The organism is Acetobacter sp. KSO5 (assembly GCF_044094635.1).
Lineage (GTDB): Bacteria > Pseudomonadota > Alphaproteobacteria > Acetobacterales > Acetobacteraceae > Acetobacter > Acetobacter cerevisiae.
This window is the reverse complement of sequence record NZ_CP172014.1, coordinates 1,255,075-1,273,818: the sequence shown is the minus strand read 5'-3', so window position 1 is coordinate 1,273,818 and position 18,744 is coordinate 1,255,075. Positions and strand designations below refer to the sequence as shown.

The 18,744-nt window shown below is 62.2% G+C and carries 11 protein-coding genes; 8 read left to right on the top strand and 3 right to left on the bottom strand.

Annotation, left to right across the window (positions count from 1 at the left end):
• The first annotated feature begins 4 nt into the window (after positions 1-4).
• The 4 genes from ACHQGU_RS05815 to ACHQGU_RS05800 all read left to right on the top strand — a co-directional run bounded on the left by ACHQGU_RS05815 (position 5) and on the right by ACHQGU_RS05800 (position 6,934).
• Positions 5-1,078, top strand: coding sequence for a DUF58 domain-containing protein (locus tag ACHQGU_RS05815; RefSeq protein WP_395496135.1), 1,074 nt, complete (start codon positions 5-7; stop codon positions 1,076-1,078).
• Positions 1,075-4,077 (top strand): DUF4159 domain-containing protein, encoded by a 3,003-nt coding sequence (locus ACHQGU_RS05810; protein WP_395496134.1) that lies wholly within the window; start codon positions 1,075-1,077, stop codon positions 4,075-4,077. The genes ACHQGU_RS05815 and ACHQGU_RS05810 overlap by 4 nt, the downstream gene beginning before the upstream one ends.
• A 5-nt stretch (positions 4,078-4,082) precedes the next feature.
• Positions 4,083-6,254 carry a VWA domain-containing protein gene (locus tag ACHQGU_RS05805; protein ID WP_395496133.1) on the top strand — a complete coding sequence of 724 codons (2,172 nt, stop codon included), beginning with the start codon at positions 4,083-4,085 and terminating at the stop codon, positions 6,252-6,254.
• Between the two features lie 71 nt (positions 6,255-6,325).
• A complete protein-coding gene (locus tag ACHQGU_RS05800) occupies positions 6,326-6,934 on the top strand; it encodes an ankyrin repeat domain-containing protein (RefSeq protein WP_395496132.1) in 609 nt (202 codons plus the stop codon).
• 111 nt (positions 6,935-7,045) lie between these two features.
• Here the strand turns inward: ACHQGU_RS05800 and ACHQGU_RS05795 are convergent, their stop codons facing one another.
• From ACHQGU_RS05795 to ACHQGU_RS05785, 3 genes are all read right to left on the bottom strand, one after another.
• Complete coding sequence (locus ACHQGU_RS05795; RefSeq protein WP_062141814.1) at positions 7,046-8,170, bottom strand: site-specific DNA-methyltransferase; 1,125 nt, start codon at positions 8,168-8,170, stop codon at positions 7,046-7,048.
• A complete protein-coding gene (locus tag ACHQGU_RS05790) occupies positions 8,167-8,796 on the bottom strand; it encodes a ribonuclease HII (RefSeq protein ID WP_062249779.1) in 630 nt (209 codons plus the stop codon). The genes ACHQGU_RS05795 and ACHQGU_RS05790 overlap by 4 nt, the downstream gene beginning before the upstream one ends.
• A gap of 126 nt (positions 8,797-8,922) precedes the next feature.
• The gene (locus tag ACHQGU_RS05785; RefSeq protein ID WP_395496131.1) at positions 8,923-9,228 is read right to left on the bottom strand and encodes a CsbD family protein; all 306 of its coding nucleotides are present in this window, start codon (positions 9,226-9,228) and stop codon (positions 8,923-8,925) included.
• Positions 9,229-9,340: 112 nt separating this feature from the next.
• Between ACHQGU_RS05785 and ACHQGU_RS05780 the strand changes: the two genes are divergently transcribed.
• The 4 genes from ACHQGU_RS05780 to ACHQGU_RS05765 all read left to right on the top strand — a co-directional run bounded on the left by ACHQGU_RS05780 (position 9,341) and on the right by ACHQGU_RS05765 (position 18,743).
• Positions 9,341-10,735, top strand: coding sequence for an MFS transporter (locus tag ACHQGU_RS05780; protein WP_395496130.1), 1,395 nt, complete (start codon positions 9,341-9,343; stop codon positions 10,733-10,735).
• A gap of 267 nt (positions 10,736-11,002) precedes the next feature.
• Entirely contained in the window at positions 11,003-12,262 is a 1,260-nt protein-coding gene (locus ACHQGU_RS05775) for an MdtA/MuxA family multidrug efflux RND transporter periplasmic adaptor subunit (protein ID WP_062272844.1), read from the top strand.
• Entirely contained in the window at positions 12,259-15,450 is a 3,192-nt protein-coding gene (locus ACHQGU_RS05770; protein WP_062272562.1) for an efflux RND transporter permease subunit, read from the top strand. Before ACHQGU_RS05775 ends, ACHQGU_RS05770 begins: the two co-directional genes overlap by 4 nt.
• Positions 15,447-18,743 carry an efflux RND transporter permease subunit gene (locus ACHQGU_RS05765; protein WP_395496129.1) on the top strand — a complete coding sequence of 1,099 codons (3,297 nt, stop codon included), beginning with the start codon at positions 15,447-15,449 and terminating at the stop codon, positions 18,741-18,743. The genes ACHQGU_RS05770 and ACHQGU_RS05765 overlap by 4 nt, the downstream gene beginning before the upstream one ends.
• Position 18,744: the final 1 nt, after the last annotated feature.

The window sequence follows — 18,744 nt, the reverse complement described above, 5'->3', positions numbered from 1 at the left end:
CCCTTTGGCCCGGTCTGCTTTTTCTCCATCCAGCCTGTTCCGCCGCCTGTTCGCTCAGGGCGCGCCGTCCGATGCGCGCCCCTCCGCACGACGTGGAGCGAACGGCAGCGCGACTGACTCCTCTGGCGGTCTGTTTGGAGCCTTGCGCCCCAGAACCGGGCAGCCTGTTTCCTCCCCGATTCTGGCAACAAACAGCACCAACACGGCCTCCGCTCTGGCGGCGCGTCTGCCGGGGCTGGTCTTGCAGGCCGACCATATTACCGCAGCCCTGTTTGCCGGGCAGCACGGCCAGCGGCGCGCCGGCGGGGGAGAAACCTTCTGGCAATACCGGCAGGCTTTGCCCGGCGAGCCTGCCAGCCATATCGACTGGCGCCAGTCCGCCCGCAGCACACATGCCTATGTGCGTGAAACAGAAGCCGAATCCGCCCAGACCGTTTTCATCTGGTGTGACCTGTCCCCCTCCATGGTGTGGCGCTCCAGCCCGTCCCTGCCGGAAAAGCAGGACAGCGCCATTCTGATTGCCCTCGCAACCGCCGCCCTCCTGCTGCGGAACGGGGAGCGTGTTCAGCTTCTCACCCCCACCGGCCCGGCCATTCTGCCCCCCGGTGGCAGCCCGCTGGAACGGCTGGCCTTAGGGCTGGCCCAGCTTGCCAGCACACCGGAGGCCAAGCGTCCGGCACTGCCTCCCTCCGCCGTGTTACCACGCTATGCACAACTGCTGGTTGTCAGTGATTTTCTCTGTGCGGAGGACGCCTTTCAAACCTGCCTGCATCATCTGGCCGGTCGCCCCGTTCGCACTCATCTGGTGCAGGTGACAGACCCGGCTGAACGCACCCTGCCGTATCAGGGCCGCGTGCGGTTTGAAGGGCTGGAAGGCGAACCGGAGATCGACCTGCCCAACGTGCAAAGCCTGCAACAGGACTACGTGCATCTGGTCGAAGCCCGGAACGCGCAGCTTGCCACCCTCGCCACCCGTTACGGGCATGACCTTGTTCTGCACAGCACGGAAGCACCACCCATGCCCACGCTGCTGGCGCTTCACGCTCTTCTGTCTGGCCAGTCCGGGGTGCGCTCATGATCTTTCTTGCCCCGCTGGCCCTGCTGGGCCTGCTGACACTCCCGGTTGTCTGGTGGTTGCTCCGCGCCACACCGCCCGCTCCGCGTGCCCAGATTTTCCCCGCAGTCGCCCTGCTGCGCACTTTGCTCCCGCATCAGAATGACGCCGTTCGCTCCCCCTTGTGGCTTCTGCTGGTCCGACTTGCCGCTGTGGCCTGTCTGGTTCTCGGGCTGGCTCAGCCGGTGCTTCCGGGGGATCGCCTGCCCAGCACCGGGCATGGCCCTCTGCTTCTGGTCATGGATGATGGCCTGTTCTCTGCCTCAGACTGGGGCCGCCGCATTGCCACAGCACAAGGACTGGTGGATGACGCCGACCACGCCGGTCGCACCATTCTGTTTGTCCGCACCGCTCCCGCCGCCGACGGCCACGAAATCCAGCCCCCCGCCCCCCGCGCCGCCGTCGCTGTGCGGCAGGAACTGGACAGCATGCGCCCGGCCCCCTGGCGCACAGACCGCGCTGCCGTAGCGCGTGCGCTGAGCAAACTGCCGCATGCCGATGGCAGCGTGCTCTATCTGGCAGATGGCGTCGCCTCCCCGGGTGATGACGCCTTTGCCCGCGCCCTGCGCGCTTTTGGTCCGGTGCAGGAAATCCATTTCCCGGACGCCTCTGTGCTGGCTCTTGCCCCGGCGGCTGAACGCAACAGCACCCAGATGGCGCGTCTTCTGGCTCTGCCACAGCCCGCTCCACGCTCCTTGTCCGTGCGTGTGCATGCGCAGGATGGTGGCACGCTGGCGGTCCTGCCGCTGGTTCTGCCTGCCGGCGCCTCGCAGATAGATGTGCCCGTCACGCTGCCAACAGCCGTGCGCAACCGGATTGACCAGCTTTCTCTGGCCGGTCAGGCCAGTGCTGCAACCACGCTCCTGTTTGATGAAGGGGATCGCCTGCGCCCTGTCGGACTCATGACCTCCGGCGCAGCGGACACCCCGCTCATCGGCCCGCTGTTCTATCTGCGCCGCGCCCTTGCCCCCACGGCCGATCTTCATGAGGGCACACCGGCCACCCTGCTCGCTCAGCCGCTCTCCGTCATCATCGCACCAGATGGCACGCTGGCCAACCCGGCCATCCGCCAGAAGGTGAAGGACTGGGTGAAAAATGGCGGCACACTGATCCGCTTTGCTGGCCCCGCTCTGGCCGGCGCACAACATGGCGCAAACGCAGATGGGGCTGAAGCTGCCCCTGAGGCCCCCGCGGGAGACGATATAGACACACCGGGAACCCGCTCCGCAACGGGCACTCCTTCAGCAGACCCAACGGCTGACCTGCTGCCCGTCGCTTTGCTCGATGGCTCCCGCCAGCTCGGTGGCACCATGACGTGGGGCGCGCCGCAAAAGCTGGCCCCGTTTGATGCTACGTCTCCGTTCCACGGGCTGGATATTCCGGCAGATGTCACCATTTCCCGGCAGGTTCTGGCCAGCCCTGTGGCGGACCTCGCCGCCCATAGCTGGGCACGGCTGGCCGATGGCACGCCACTGGTGACGCACGCGGCATTGGGCAAGGGTGACATCATCCTCTTCCATGTCAGCAGCACGGCGGACTGGTCCAACCTGCCGCTCTCCGGCCTGTTTGTCTCCATGCTGCAAAGGCTGACAGACCACGCCAATGGCGTGACCATTCCGGCAGATGACACGCTTCTGGCCCCGGTTCTCACACTGGATGGAGACGGCGTGCTCGGGCCGCCGCCGCCCGCAGCCCGCGGCCTGAAAGCGAGCGACTTCGCCCGCACAGCCGTCTCTCCTGCCCATCCACCCGGCCTCTATGGTCCACGTGCCGCCCGCCGTGCGCTGAATGCCAGCAGCCAGATCACAGCACTTACCCCCGCAACGCCGGTCGGCACCGTCACCAGCCCCGGTGGACGCAGGGCGGATACGGCGCTGGCTCCGGTCTTCCTCTGTGCTGCAGCCGTCTTGCTTCTGCTGGATGGCCTGCTGGTTCTGGCCATGCGTGCAGGCCTTTCTCTGCGCTCCATGACAAAGCACGGCGCGGGCAAACATGGCCTGTCTCTACTGCTGGCCGGTGCACTGACGCTCCCCGCTCTCGCCTCTGCACAAAGTGCGTCTTCCGGGCATACTCCAACAGCCTCCGTCGGGGCCTCCGCGGGAGCCACTGGAACGAAAGCCGGAACAGCGTCCAGTTCCACGTCGGCATCAGCTTCCGGTTCCGGTTCCGGAGACAATGCCGCAGCGGTTTCGTCCCCGCCGTCTTCCGCCACAGCCCCCTCCGGCCCGACGCCTGTCCCCGGAGCGGCGCTCGAAACACGGCTGGCCTATGTCATCACCGGGCATGACGATATTGATGCCGTCTCCCGGCAGGGGCTTCAGGGCTTGTCGGACTATACCAACGCCCGCACCTCCGCCATGCTCGGCCACCCGGATGGGGTCAGGCCGGGGCAGGATGATCTGAGCTATTACCCCCTGCTCTACTGGCCCATCACGCCGGACGCCGCGCCGACACCAGCCATGACCGCCGCCCTCACCGCCTTCATGGCCCATGGCGGCATTGTGCTGATTGATACGCAGGGGCAGGATGCCGGCAGTCAGACTGACCCTTCCGGCCCTTATGCGGGTGATGCCCCCGGCACGCGCTCGGCCCTGCGTCGCGTTACGGCTGGCCTGCCCATTCCGCCGCTCATGACCATGACGGACCATCATCTGCTGGCACACACCTTCTATATGCTGCACGAATTTCCCGGTCGTTACGCGGAACAGCCCGTCTGGGTCGCGCGGGAAGGAGAAGCCGAAAATGATGATGTCAGCCCGGTGATTATCGGCTCCGCAGACTGGGCACACGCCTGGGCGGTGGATGAAAGCGGCAATACCCCCTTCGCCGTCCTGCCTGATGGTGCGGACCAGCGCCAACTGGCCTATCGCTTTGGCGTCAACACCATCATTTATGCGCTGACAGGCAACTACAAAGCCGATCAGGTGCATGTGCCCATGTTGCTCAAGCGGCTGGGAGAATAAGCACCATGCCTCAGTCTCTCGCCCGCTCTCTTGGTTTTGCTCCGCTGGTGCCGCTCTGGGTGCTGGTAACGCTTGGCATTCTTGCTGTTATCCTCTGCGGCTATGCGCTTTTCCGCCGCACCAAGGGGGCTTTCTTCCGGCTGGCGGCCATGCTCTCCGTTCTGGTATGGCTGGCCGGGCCGCAGCGCCTGCATGAAAGCTGGCATGTGCTGCCGGAAACGGCGTTGCTGCTGGTGGATCAGTCGCCCTCCATGTCCGTCGGGCAACGGGCCTCCATCGCCCGGCAGGCGGCCAGCACGATGGCGCAGGCCCATACGGATGGGCTGAACCTGCGCACCGTCACCGTCCGCAATTCCGGCCATAACGGCACCCGCCTGTTTGATGCGCTGGAACAGGCCGCCGCCGATGTTCCGCCGGACCAGCTGGCAGGCGCGGTCATGATTACGGATGGTCAGGTGGCCGATATCCCGGCCAGCGTACCAGACCGCCTGCGCCCCACCACGCCAGACGGCAAACGGCTCACCCTACCCCTGCATGTCCTGCTGCCTGCCAAAGGCGAGGAAACCGACCGGCAACTGCGCATTCTGCAAGCCCCGCCCTACGCCATTGTCGGCCAGCCCGCCAAACTGCGCGTGCAGGTGGATGATGCCGGGCCGGGCACCACGCCCGGCGCACAGGCAGACGTTACCCTGCGGGTGAATGGGGAGGATCCGGTTGTGATCCCCGTGCGCACAGGCTCCCCGCAGGACATTTCCCTGCCCGTGCCGCATCCGGGCCAGATGCTGGTCAGCCTGTCCGTGGCCCCGCTGGAAGGCGAGGTCTCACAGCTCAACAACCAGTCCGTCACCCACATTACCGGCATCAGGGACCGGCTGCGCGTTCTGCTGATTTCCGGCACACCCAATCAGGGTGAGCGCGTCTGGCGGCGTTTGCTGAAGGCTGATCCGTCCGTTGATCTGATTCACTTCACCATTCTGCGTCCGCCGGACAAGGATGATGGCACCCCCCTTTCTGATCTGGCGCTGATCGCCTTCCCCGTGCGGGAGCTGTTTCAGGACAAAATCGACCAGTTTGATCTGATCATTCTGGACGGGTTCGAGAACAGAAACATTCTGCCGCACGCCTATCTGAACAACATCGCCAGCTTTGTGCGCAAAGGTGGCGGCCTGTTGCTGACGGGTGGGCCGGAATTTGTTGGCCCCGGCACGTTGCAGGACACGCCTGTGGGAGACATTCTGCCCGCGCATGTGCCCTCTGAAGGCGGCATGGTCGAACAGCGTTTCCGCCCAAAGCTGACGGCTGAAGGCCGCCGCCATCCGGTCACGGCTGCCCTGCCAGGTGCGCCGCCACAGAACAGTGCAGCAGACACAGCCCAGACCGTCCCTGGCCAGTGGGGTCCGTGGTATCGCGCCCTCAAGCCCGATTCCACGCATGGCCAGACGCTAATGAGCGGGCCGGATAACGCTCCGCTGCTGGTGCTGGACCATGTGGATCAGGGGCGTGTGGCCCTCCTGCTGTCTGACCAGATCTGGCTGTGGTCGCGTGGTGAAGGTGGTGGCGGCCCGCAGGCCGAACTGCTGCGTCGGATTTCACACTGGCTGATGAAAGAGCCGGAGCTGGAAGAAGAGCAACTGACGGCCGCGATTGCTGGAGGAGAACTCACCGTTACCCGTCGCAGCACGGCAGATGCCGCGCAAAAAAGTGTGACCGTGACCCCGCCCGGCAGCCCTGCGATCAGTCTGGCTTTAAAGCCGCCAGCGGAAGACGCCGGAAATAAGGAAGACGCAACCGGCCTCAGCGTGGGCCGCATGCAGGCCGATAAGCCCGGAATCTGGCAGGTGGATGACGGCACGCACAAAGCCTTTGCTGCCCCTGTGCAGCCAGACCCGCAGGAATTTGCAGATCTCCGGGCCACAGCCAGCCGGATCGGCTCCGTCGTTTCAGCCTCTGGCGGCGGCGTGTTCTGGACGGGGGATAACAGTGCCTCCCCCAGCGTTCCGCCCCTGCGGCTGGCTGATGGCAGCACCCGGCACGGGGCGGACTGGATGGGCTTCCCGCACCGGAACGCGCATGTCGTCACGGGGAAAAGTGCAACGCCCCTGCTACCTGCATGGCTGATGCTGGGCCTGTCCCTCTGCCTGCTGTTTGCAGGCTGGTGGCGGGAAGGACGGCGCTGACTACCGTTTTCCTTTCCGCCCGCACGCGGGTGTGATAAATAATGAAGTCAGGTTCCACCTATGGACAGATCATGACCCGTTTCTTCCGCTTTACTCCGGCTGCTCTCATGGTTGGTGGCAGTCTTCTTTTTGCCTGTGCTACGCCCGTCTGGGCTCAATCCGCCCGCGAGGCTGAAGCGCAGGCGGCTGCTGAAGAAGCTGCCCAGAAAGCGGAAGCCGCCAAGGCCATGAAGCGCGCCGCCCCTCCGGCCTCCATCCCCGGTGCCGAAGGCAATGATGACGAGGAGGGTGACCGCACCAATGCGGATATGGAACCCACCGCCGCACTGTTTGATGCCATCAATCGCGGCAGCCTGCTTTCTGCCAAGGAATCCGTGAACCGTGGTGCGGATCTGAACCATCGCAACATGCTGGGTCAGACGCCGCTGGATATGGCGATTGACCTCAACCGGAACCCCATCATCTTCCTGCTACTGTCCATGCGCGGCAATGATGACCGCCCGCGCACCGATATCGCGTCGCAAACCCGCGGCATGGATACCCAAAATGGCGCAGGCCATCTGACCATTGGCGGCACGGCTGGCCGACATAATGCTGAAGCCGCGACCAGCAGCCGTTATGATAAATCCGGTGGCGCTGCCCGCCCCGATATCGGCTTCCTCGGGTTTGGCGGCAGCTAAACGAATCAGGTCTAGCCACGAAAAAAGCCGCCCATAAGAGGCGGCTTTTTTTATACCATCGACCTGACGCAAACGGGGCGAAGCCTGACCGGCCCCTGCCCCGTTTCCGGTTCAGACAGAAATCACGTTGCTGGCCCCACGGCCAGACTGCACCAGACTTTCCTGCCGCAGCACATCCAGCGGCAGCCAGACGCCATCACGCTCAAAGTGCCAGAAGGTCCAGCCGTTGCAGGACGGCGCATTGGTCAGCATTGCGCCCATCTTGTGAATGGAGCCGCGCTTGTCGCCGCTCACCAGTGTGCCATCGGGCGAAACCGTGGCCTGCACGCGCTGCTTCTTGTCAGCCAGAACGACACCGGCAGACAGAAGGCCCTGCTCAACCAGACTGCCAAACGGCACACGCGGCGCTTCGCGCTTGTCCTGCGTGGTCATCACGGCATCGTCAGACAGCGGTTCTTCCCGCGCCACACGGCCCAGAGCAGCTTCCACATAATCAGGGTGACGCTCAATACCGATAAACCGACGGCGGAGACGCTTCGCCATAGCTGGCGTGGTACCCGTGCCGGTGAAGGGGTCCAGCACCACATCATCAACAGACGTTGAGGCCAGCAGAACGCGATGCAGCAGGCTTTCCGGCTTCTGCGTCGGGTGCAGCTTCAGGCCATGTTCGTTGCGCAGGCGCTCATTGCCTGTGCACAGCGGCAGATACCAGTCGGAGCGCATCTGCACATCATCATTCAGGGCCTTCATGGCCTGATAGTTGAAGCGATACCGGCTGTCTTCGCTGCGGGCAGCCCAGATCATCGTCTCGTGCGCATTAGTAAAGCGACGACCACGAAAGTTCGGCATCGGGTTGGACTTGCGCCACACGATGTCATTCAGAATCCAGAACCCCAGATCCTGCAGGATCGCGCCAATGCGGAAAATGTTGTGGTAGGAGCCAATCACCCAGATGGTGCCGTCCTTGTGCAGAACGCGGCGCGCTTCCGTCAGCCATGCGCGGGTAAAGCGGTCATACTCAGCCAGATCGGAAAACTTGTCCCAGTCATCATCCACGCCATCCACGAGGGAATCATCCGGGCGACGCAGCTCACCGCGCAGCTGGAGGTTATACGGCGGGTCAGCAAACACGCAGTCCACAGAACCAGACGGCAGGCTGCGCATGGTTTCCACGCATTCGCCACGCAGAATCTGATCAAGAGGAAGTTCCATAGTGACTGATTTTGCGCCGCTCATGCCCGGCCCTCCATAGCAAGATGTTCAATTTGCCGGCGCACAGTGCCGAATGTTTTACGATGATGCGGGGTCACCCCCACGCTGCTCAGAGCCTCGCGGTGGACCACGGTGCCGTATCCGGCATTGCGTTCCCAGCCATAAGCGGGCCAGCGCACGTCAAGACGGGCCATGATGCGGTCCCGCACCACTTTGGCCACGATGGATGCTGCTGCAATGGAAAGGCTGAGCCTGTCGCCCCCAACAATCGCTTCCGCACTGCACCCGAAAGACGGCAGCTTGTTTCCATCCACCAGCACATGGTCCGGCAGACGGGGCAGACGCGCGACGGCGCGCTGCATGGCCAGATGGGCAGCGTGATGGATGTTGAGCGTATCAATTTCGGTAGCAGACGCGGCGCCCAGGCCAATTTCAATGCCGGGGACATCAGGCAGGCGGGCCGCAATGGCCTCACGCACAGCAGGCTTCAGTTTTTTGGAATCATCAATAACGGCTGCAAGGTCATCCGGCACACCAGCGCCAAACACCACAGCGGCAGCCACCACGGGACCAGCCAGCGGGCCACGCCCGACTTCATCAACACCGGCGACGCGTCCGCCGTGTTGCTGCTCCCGTGTAAAATCCGGCATGGTCCCTCTTTCCACTCGTTTGGCAGGACTCGGTTAAAATAACCGAGTCGCACCAATTCCGACTCCGTGGAAAGAGGAGAATCACTTTTCACCGGAACGCGCAAGAGTCCCGGTGAAAATGTTTTGTCAGGAACGCCTGGAACGCGGGAACACCAGCCAGCCGAGCAGCACGCCCACGAAGGACACAATACCCAGTGAAAGCAAGGGTTTATCCCGCACGAAGGTCACGGCTTTTTCCACCACACCCTCGCCTTCTTCATACAGGTCAGCAAATTCCTGCTGTGCCATGCCGGAGAACTGATCGTACTTGCCTTCGGCCTGCAGACCCAGATCACCCGTCAGACCACCGGCTGCGTCTTTCACGCGGCCTTTGGCTTCATCAGCTGCGCCTTCGAGTTTCGTGCCGATGTTTTTGAGCTTATCGTCAGCCATAAACTTTCTCCTTTTTTAGACCGTTCCGTATTCAGAATGCCGGTCGCCATAAAATAGCGTTTGAGCACGGTCTTCTGTTGCATCAGACCGCAAAAACACGTCTCTGGCTAGCATGCCGTCTATAAGCCGCCCTCATCTGATCGCCCTTATCGTCGCTTCCATGTTCTTCATGGAGCAGCTGGACGGCACCATTCTGGCCACAGCACTCCCTTCCATCGCCCACAGCCTGCATGTTGATACGGTGTCCACCTCCGTGGCGCTGACGTCCTACATCATAGGTCTGGCCATATTTATCCCCGCTTCCGGCGCGCTGGCCGACAGGCTGGGCAGCCGCACGGTGCTGACCGGCGCCATCATCATGTTCGTTGCGTGCTCGGTGCTGTGCGCATCCTCTACCAGCCTGATTTTTCTGGCTTGTATGCGTACTTTGCAGGGCATTGGTGGCGCACTGATGGTCCCCGTGGGGCGTCTGGTGGTGCTCCGCGGCACAGCGCGGGAAGATCTGGTGCGCACCATGACGTGGATGATGCTTCCCGCCACCCTCGGCCCGCTGATGGGGCCTGTGGTGGGCGGCTTCATCACCACCTACCTGTCCTGGCGCTGGAATTTCTATCTCAACATCCCGGTTGGCCTTGTGGGGCTGCTGCTGACGCGCCGCTTCATCCCCAATGTCCGCGCGCCCAACCCGCCACCGTTTGACCTGCGCGGCATGGTTCTGGCGGGTGGCGGACTTGCCATTCTCTCAATCGCAGCGGAACTCTTCAGCCATGGTGAAGGCGGCGGCATGCTGGTTGTGAGCATGCTGGCAGGCGGTAGCAGCCTGATGGGGCTTTATAGCCTGCATGCGGGCCGTACGGAGGCCCCGTTACTGGATTTCAGCCTGTTTCGCGTGCCGACCTTCGCCATTTCCGTGGTGGGTGGCGCGGCGTCCCGCGTCGCTGTCGGCTCACTCCCGTTCCTGTTCCCCACGTTCCTGCAAATTGGCGCGGGCCTGAATGCGGCACAGAGCGGGGCTATCACCTTTATTGCGCCCCTCGGGGCCATTGCCATGCGGCCTTTTGTGCCCGCCACACTGGCCCGCTGGGGCTTCAGGCGCGTACTGATGGCCAACGGGTTTTCCGCTGCCATTCTGTTCGCTCTGATTGCAGGCTTCCACAAAGGCCAGCCGCTCTGGACGCTATCGCTGATTCTGTTCGTAGCCGGCATGGCGCAGGCCACGCAGTTTTCGGCCTATAACACCATCGCCTATGCGGATATTTCCCGGCAGCGCATGAGTGCGGCCACCAGCCTCTATTCCACCCTGCAACAGCTCATGCTCTCGGTGGGCATCTGCACGGCAGCAGGAACGCTCACGCTCACGCACATCCTCCGCCAGCACGCCACACCCACCCTGCATGATTTCTCAATCGCCTTTCTGGTGACGGGCACCATCTCCATGCTGGCCGTGCCGGCTGCGGCGTGTCTTTCCCCACAGGCCGGAGCCAGCATGAGCGGCAACAAATCCTGACCCCGCCTTCCGATCTTAAACCTTATTTTAAACGCTCTTTGATAGTGTTCTCTTTCCGTAATAAATCTTGGATGGCACTTTCAGTCCGTGTAAACTCGAATCTTGTTTTTGTTACAACAGAAGCCGCCTCCCATCCGTCAGTTTCTTGTCAGGATTGAAATTGAACGGTTGGGAAAAGCTGCTACTGTGCCCTTTGGTTTCCCGCAGGGCTGCATTGCAGCCTCTGCTGTCCACTCTAGCTGTCAGGTGAAACGAGCCGCGCGCCCTATGGATGATCATACCACGGACACACGATCCGATTCACCCACGCCTCCTCCCCGCACATCAAGCCGGAAAAAGCGTCTCCTCTGGAGCGGCGTAGCCGTTGCTGGCGTCTGCGTGCTGGCGTTTGCCTTCCTGCGCCCGCACCACACAACTACAACAGGCAAGCATTCCAGCCGCCATGCCGCCGTCGATAGCAGCACGGCCCAGCCCGTTGCTGTGCAGGTCGTCAAAACCGGCACCATGCCGGTGGTCCTGACGGAACTTGGGACGGTTGTGCCTGTCACCAACGTAACGGTGCAGACCCGCGTGGAAGGCTACCTGATGCAGGTGCTCTTCACGGAAGGGCAGCATGTGCATGCAGGCGATCTGCTGGCCGTTATCGACCCGCGCCCCTATGAAGTGCAGCTTGCTCAGTATGAAGGCCAGCTTGAGCGCGACAAAGCCCAACTGGCGCAGGCCCGCGTGGATAACGCCCGGTATCAGCGCCTGATCAAGCAGGACAGTATCGACGCCAAAACTGCGCGGGATCAGGAATTTCTGGTCCAGCAGTATGAAGGCACCGTCAAGTCTGATCAGGCTCTGGTGGATAACCAGAAACTTCAGCTGATCTACTGTCACATCACCGCCCCGGTGGATGGCCGTATCGGTATCCGCGCGGTGGATAAGGGCAACTACCTCAGTGCTGGTCAGTCCGGCGGTCTGGCTGTGCTGACCCAGATGCAACCCATCTCCGTCATCTTCACCCTGCCGCAGGACCAGCTCCCGCAGGTTGCGGAACAGCTCCGCGCCAAGGGCTCCCTGAAGGTGGAAGCATGGGACAGCTCAAACAGCACCAAGATTGCCGACGGCACCGTCAGCACACTGGACAGCCAGATTGATACGGCCACTGGCACGGTCCGCCTGCGCGCCATCTACCCCAATACCGATGAGCATCTGTTCCCCAACCAGTTCGTCAACGCACGCCTGCTGGTGAAGGATCTGGAGAACGTCATTCTGGTGCCTTCCACATCCCTGCAGACGGGCCCCTCCGGCCAGTTTGTGTATGTGGTCAAGGCAGACAGCACGGTAGAAGTGCGTCAGGTCAACATCGGGATTTCCGACGGCACGAACACGGTCGTGAAAACCGGCCTGCAGGCCGGGGACCGCGTGGTGACGGACGGCGTGGACCACCTGCGCGCTGGCAGCAAGGTCACTATTCCTGATCCCAGGACGGCAGCCGATACGTCTCCCACCACCACACCTGCCGGTACGCCTGCCCAGTGAACCCCTCCAGCCTCTTTATCCGCAGGCCCGTCGCCACGACGCTCCTGATGCTCGCCATTCTGATGAGCGGGCTTCTGGGCTACCACTTCCTCCCGGTCTCGGCGCTGCCGCAGGTGGATTACCCCACTATTACGGTTGAGACGTTCTACCCCGGCGCCGGGCCGGATGTGATGGCGACCTCTGTCACCGCCCCGCTGGAAACCCAGTTTGGCGAGATGCCGGGGCTGGACCAGATGACTTCCCGCTCCTCCGGGGGCGCGTCCGTCATTACCCTGCGCTTCAACCTCACCATGTCCATGGATGTGGCGGAGCAGGAAGTGCAGGCGGCCATCAATCAGGCCAATTCCCTCCTGCCGACCGACCTTCCGGCCCCGCCGGTCTACGCCAAGGTCAACCCGGCAGACACGCCCGTGCTGACACTGGGCATCACGTCCTCCACCATCCCGCTGCCGGAAGTGGAAGACTATGTTGATACCCGTCTGGCCCAGAAAATCAGTCAGATTTCCGGCGTCGGGCTGGTCACGCTCTCTGGCGGCAACCGCAAGGCCATTCGCGTCCGCGTCAACATCCCCAAACTGACATCTTACGGGATTGATCTGGACACGCTGCGCACCACCATTGGCAACGTCAACGTCAACTCCCCGACCGGCACGTTTGACGGTGCAACCCGTGCAGCAACGCTGCGGGTTGATGGCCAGATTACCAATGTCGATATGCTGCTCAATCAGGTCATCGCCTATCAGAACAGCGGGCCCGTCCGGATCCGGGATGTGGCGACCGTCGTCATCGGTGCGGAAAACACCCAGCTTGCCGCATGGTCCAACCTGACCCCGGCGCTGATCATGAATGTGCAGCGCCAGCCGGGGGCCAACGTCATTTCCGTGGTGGACAATATTCAGTCCGCCCTGCCCGTCCTGCGCAAGGCGCTGCCGCCGGGCATTGATATTGTCCCGCTGACAGACCGCACCACCACCATCCGCGCTTCCGTCTCGGACGTGGAGTTCGAGCTGTTTCTGGCACTGGTGCTGGTTGTTGGCGTGATCTTCGTCTTCCTGCGCAACATTCCGGCCACCATCATCCCCAGCCTGTCCGTGCCGCTTTCCATTATCGGCACGCTGGCCATCATGTATCTGCTCGGCTTCTCGCTGGATAACCTCTCGCTCATGGCTCTGACCATCGCCACCGGCTTTGTGGTGGATGATGCCATCGTGATGATTGAGAACATCTCGCGCTACGTGGAAGCGGGCGAAGACCGGATGACCGCCGCCATCAAAGGTGCCGGGGAAATCGGCTTCACCATTATCTCGCTGACCATCTCACTGATTGCGGTGCTGATCCCGCTGCTGTTCATGGGCGATGTGGTTGGTCGCCTGTTCCATGAATTTGCGCTGACGCTGTCCATCACCATCGTCCTGTCCGCCGTGGTCTCGCTGACGCTGGTACCCATGATGTGCGCCCGCATCCTCAGCGAGCGCCCGCATGATGAAGCCCACGCCACCACCGCCTTCCAGCGCTGGTCCGCCCGCATGGAAGTGGCAACGGAAAAGCTGATTGCCGGCTATGACCGCGCTCTGGATGTGGTTCTGGCCCACAGAGTTCTGACCCTGTTTGTGGCAGTTGGCACACTGGTGCTGACCGGCGTTCTGGCGTTCATCATCCCCAAGGGGTTCTTCCCCGCGCAGGATACCGGCGTCATTCAGGGTATTTCCGTTGCCTCTCAGGCTATCTCGTTCGAGAGCATGAAGGAGCACCAGCAGGAACTGGCGCGTGTGCTGCTGAAAGACCCCGATGTGGTCTCCCTCTCCTCCTTTGTGGGGGTGGACGGGCAGAACGCCACGCTTAATCAGGGACGCTTCCTTATCAACCTGCGCCCGCATGATGACCGCTCAGACAGTGCCTCGACCATTGCACGCCGTCTGGAAGAGGAAACGTCGCAGGTCGCCGGGATCAAGCTGTATATGCAGCCCATTCAGGATCTCTCGCTGGATACAACCGTCACCGCTACGCAGTATCAGTTCCTGCTGGAAAACCCGGATTCCGCAACCTTCAACACATGGATCCCCAAACTGCTGGACCGGCTGCGGCAGGAACCGGCTCTGGCCGATGTCACGTCTGACCTTCAGGCCGAAGGGCTGGTGGCCCATGTCACGCTGGATCGCACCACCGGGGCCCGCTACTCCATCACGCCGCAGACCATTGATAACGTGCTGTATGACTCCTTCGGCCAGCGGCAGATTTCCACCATCTATACGCAGTCCAACCAGTACCGCGTGATTCTGGAAGCAGACCCGGCCTTCCAGACCAACCTCGCCTCGCTCAACCAGATTTACCTGCCCGGAATTAGCGGGAACTCGGGAGAAAGCGCCTCCGGCCCTACCCGTTCCCCCACCTCCGGACTGGTGCCTCTGGCCGCTGTCACCACGGTGACAAAAGGCAAGGCCCCGTTGCTGATTACGCATTTCGGGCAGTTCCCGGCCACGACCGTCTCCTTCAACCTCGCACCCGGCTACGCGCTGGGGGATGCCACGGCGGCCATCCGCAAGGTGGAAGAAGAGATCAAACTGCCGTCGTCCTTCCAGACGTCCTTCCAGGGCACAGCCGCCGCGTTTGAAGGCTCTCTGAGCAACGAGCTGTTCCTCGTCGCAGCAGCGCTGATCGCGGTCTATATCGTGCTGGGCATTCTCTACGAGAGCTTCATTCACCCCATCACCATTCTCTCCACCCTGCCCTCCGCCGCCATTGGTGCCTTGCTGACGCTGATTGTGGCCGGGGTCGATCTGGATGTGATGGGCATTATCGGCATCGTGCTGCTGATTGGCATCGTGAAGAAAAACGCCATCATGATGATCGACTTCGCGCTGGACGCCGAGCGCGAGCACGGCATGGACTCTCTCCAGTCCATCCGTCAGGCTGCCACCCTGCGTTTCCGTCCCATTCTGATGACGACGCTGGCGGCCATGCTGGGCGCTGTGCCGATGGTCATTTCCAATGGCACGGGGTCTGAACTGCGTTACCCGCTGGGGCTGACCATTATTGGTGGTCTGGCACTCTCCCAGCTGCTCACGCTATTCACCACACCGGTGATCTATCTGACGCTGGATACATGGGCACACCGCTGGAATACATGGCGCCACCGCCATGACCTGCCTCCCACCCAGCCTCCTCCAGCCGGACAGGTTAACTCGTGAACTTCAGCCGGATCTTCATTGACCGGCCTGTTGCCACCATTCTGCTGACCGTAGCGCTTCTGCTTGCCGGGGTGCTGGGGTACAGAAGCCTTCCGGTTGCGGACCTGCCGAACGTCGATTTCCCGGTTATTCAGGTGCAGGCCCGTCAGGCTGGCGGCTCGCCTGAAGAAATCGCCAGTGCGGTCGCCGCACCACTGGAGCGGCATCTGGGCCAGATTGCGGACCTCACGGAAATGACGTCCCAGTCCTCCCAGAACACAACGCGCATCACCCTGCAATTCGCGCTCTCGCGGGACATCAACGGGGCTGCGCGGGATGTGGAGGCTGCTCTTCAGGCCGCCCATGCGGATCTGCCCTCAACCCTGCGGCAAAACCCGTCCTATTCAAAAGCCAACCCTAACGGCGCGCCCATCCTGATTCTGGCGCTCACGTCAGACACCCACACCCAGCCGCAGCTGTATGATTACGCCACTAACGTGCTGGAGCAGCAGCTTTCTCAGATTGAGGGCGTGGGGGAAGTGGAAATCAGCGGGAGTGCGCTTCCGGCTGTGCGCGTGGAAATCAACCCGCACCCGCTCTACAAATACGGCATCAGCTTTGAAGACGTCCGGGCAGCGCTGGCCTCCGCCAACGCCAACACGCCCAAAGGCATTGTGGACCAGAACGGCCTGCGCTTTACGCTGGATACGAACGATCAGGCCCGCAGCGCACAGGATTACCGCGATCTGATTATTGCCTGGCGGAACAACCGCCCGGTGCGCCTGGCGGACGTGGCCTATGTGCAGGACAGCGTGGAAGACCTCCGCAACGCTGGCTATTACAACGGGTCCCGCTCCGTCATTGCCGTTGTCTTCCCGCAGGCCGGGGCGAACACCATCAAAACGGTGGACCAGATCAACGCCAAAATGCCGCTCCTGCAGGCGGCCCTCCCCGGCGGGGTCGATCTGCATGTGGGGCTGGACCGCTCGCTGACCATTCGCGCCTCGCTGGCGGATACGCAATACACCCTCATCATCTCCGTAATATTGGTGGTGCTGGTGGTGCTGGCCTTCCTGCATTCCGGCCGCATGACGCTCATCCCCGCCGTCGTGGTGCCGACCTCCATTGTTGCGACCTTCGGCGTGATGGCCACCCTCGGCTATTCGCTGGACAATATGTCCCTCATGGCGCTGACCGTCTCCACCGGCTTTGTGGTGGATGACGCCATTGTGGTGATGGAAAATATCGCCCGCTATATCGAGCAGGGCTATTCCGCGCGGGATGCCGCCATCCGCGGGACGGGTGAAGTCGCCTTTACGGTGCTCTCCATCTCCATTTCGCTCATTGCGGTGTTCCTGCCCATTCTGCTGCTGGGCGGACTGGCCGGGCGGTTGTTCCATGAATTTGCGATGACGGTCTCCATCACCATTCTGGTGTCCATGGTGCTGTCCCTCACCCTCACCCCCATGATGGCCGCGCAGTTGCTCACGCCGCGCAAGCCCGGCAGCACACCGGCCTTTCTGCGTCGCATCGCCGCGGCCATTACCTCGGTGCTCAACAGTCTGCAGGCAGGATATACGCGCACGCTGGATATGGCCCTCAGCCACCGCAAACTGGTGCTGCTCAGCCTGCCGGTTACGCTGGCGCTGATTGTGGCGCTGTTTATCCACATGCCCAAAGGCTTCTTCCCCACGGAAGATACCGGCATGCTGATGGGCCATTTGCAGGGTGACCAGTCCATTTCCTTCACCGCTCTGTCGCAAAAGCTGGTGGATGTTCAGAAGACCATCCTGAAAGACAAGGACGTGCAGAGCGTCTCCAGCTTTATCGGCGGGCGCGGCTCCAATCAGGCCAACCTGTTCCTGCAACTCAAGGACAAGGCCGACCGTTCAGACACCCCGACCGATCTGATTGCCCGCGTCACACGCAAGCTGAGTCATCTGGTGGGGGCGCAGTTCTTCCTGATGCAGCCCGGCGCGGTGCGGGCCGGGGCACGGCAGAGCAATGCCTCGTATCAGTATACACTGGAAGGGGAGTCCGCCTCCGAACTCTATACATGGACCAGCAAGCTGCTGGCGGCCCTGCAACACCGCACGGAATTTACGGATCTCTCCTCCGACGTGCAGCAGGGCGGTGCCGCTATTGATGTGCAGATTGACCGCAACACCTCTGCCCGTGTGGAGATTACCCCCCAGCTTCTGGCCAATACGCTGTATGACGCCTTCGGCCAGCGCTCAGCGTCCGTCATTTATAACGCGCTCAATCAGTATCATGTGGTGATGGAAGCGGACCCTCAGCACTGGTCCAGTCCCAATTCACTCAATCAGGTCTGGATCAGTGTCTCCGGCGGGTCTGCCGGGGGCGGCACAAAGTCCAATACCGTGCGTGTCCGGCGGGATTCCTCTGGTCTGGATTCCGCTGGCAACAGCAGCTCTTCCAGCCTGAGCAGCCAGTCCTTCAAGAACCAGATTGCCAACGCTCTGGCAGGTGGCGCGAGCGCGTCCAATGGCTCGGCGGTCAGCACCTCGTCGGAAACCATGGTGCCGCTTACGCTGGTCTCCAAACTGGTGCCCGCCAAAACAGCGCTGTCCATCAACCATCAGGGGCAGTCCGTCGCCACCACCATCTCGTTCAATCTGGCCAAGGGTGTCTCTCTGGGGACGGCCACGCAGGTTCTGCAGGCGGCGCAGGTGTCCCTGCACATGCCGCCGACCATCCACGGCAGCTTTGCGGGCAATGCCGCGCAGTTCCAGCAGACGGTGAATGACGAACCTATCCTCATTCTGGCAGCCCTTGCCGCCGTCTATATTACGCTGGGCATGCTGTATGAGAGCTACGTGCATCCGCTGACCATCCTCTCCACCCTGCCCTCCGCAGGCGTGGGTGCGTTGCTGGCGCTGCAACTGGCCGGCGAGGAATTTTCACTGATTGCCATGATTGGCGTGATTCTGCTGATCGGCATCGTCAAGAAAAACGCCATCATGCTGGTGGACTTCGCCATTGAAGCCGAGCGAGACCAGAACCTGTCCTCGCTGGAGGCCATTCGCACGGCCTGCCTGCTGCGTTTTCGGCCCATTATGATGACTTCTGTTGCAGCGGCTCTGGGGGCTGCGCCCCTGATTATCGCCAATGGCTACGGCGCCGAGTTGCGCCGCCCGCTGGGAATTGCGATTGTGGGCGGCCTTATCGTCAGTCAGGCGCTCACGCTCTATACGACACCCGTTATCTACCTCGTTATGGATGGGTTACGCCTGCGCTTTACCCGGCGGCGCACCCGCTCCCTCCGCCTCTCTCACAACATGCAAGATACCTGAT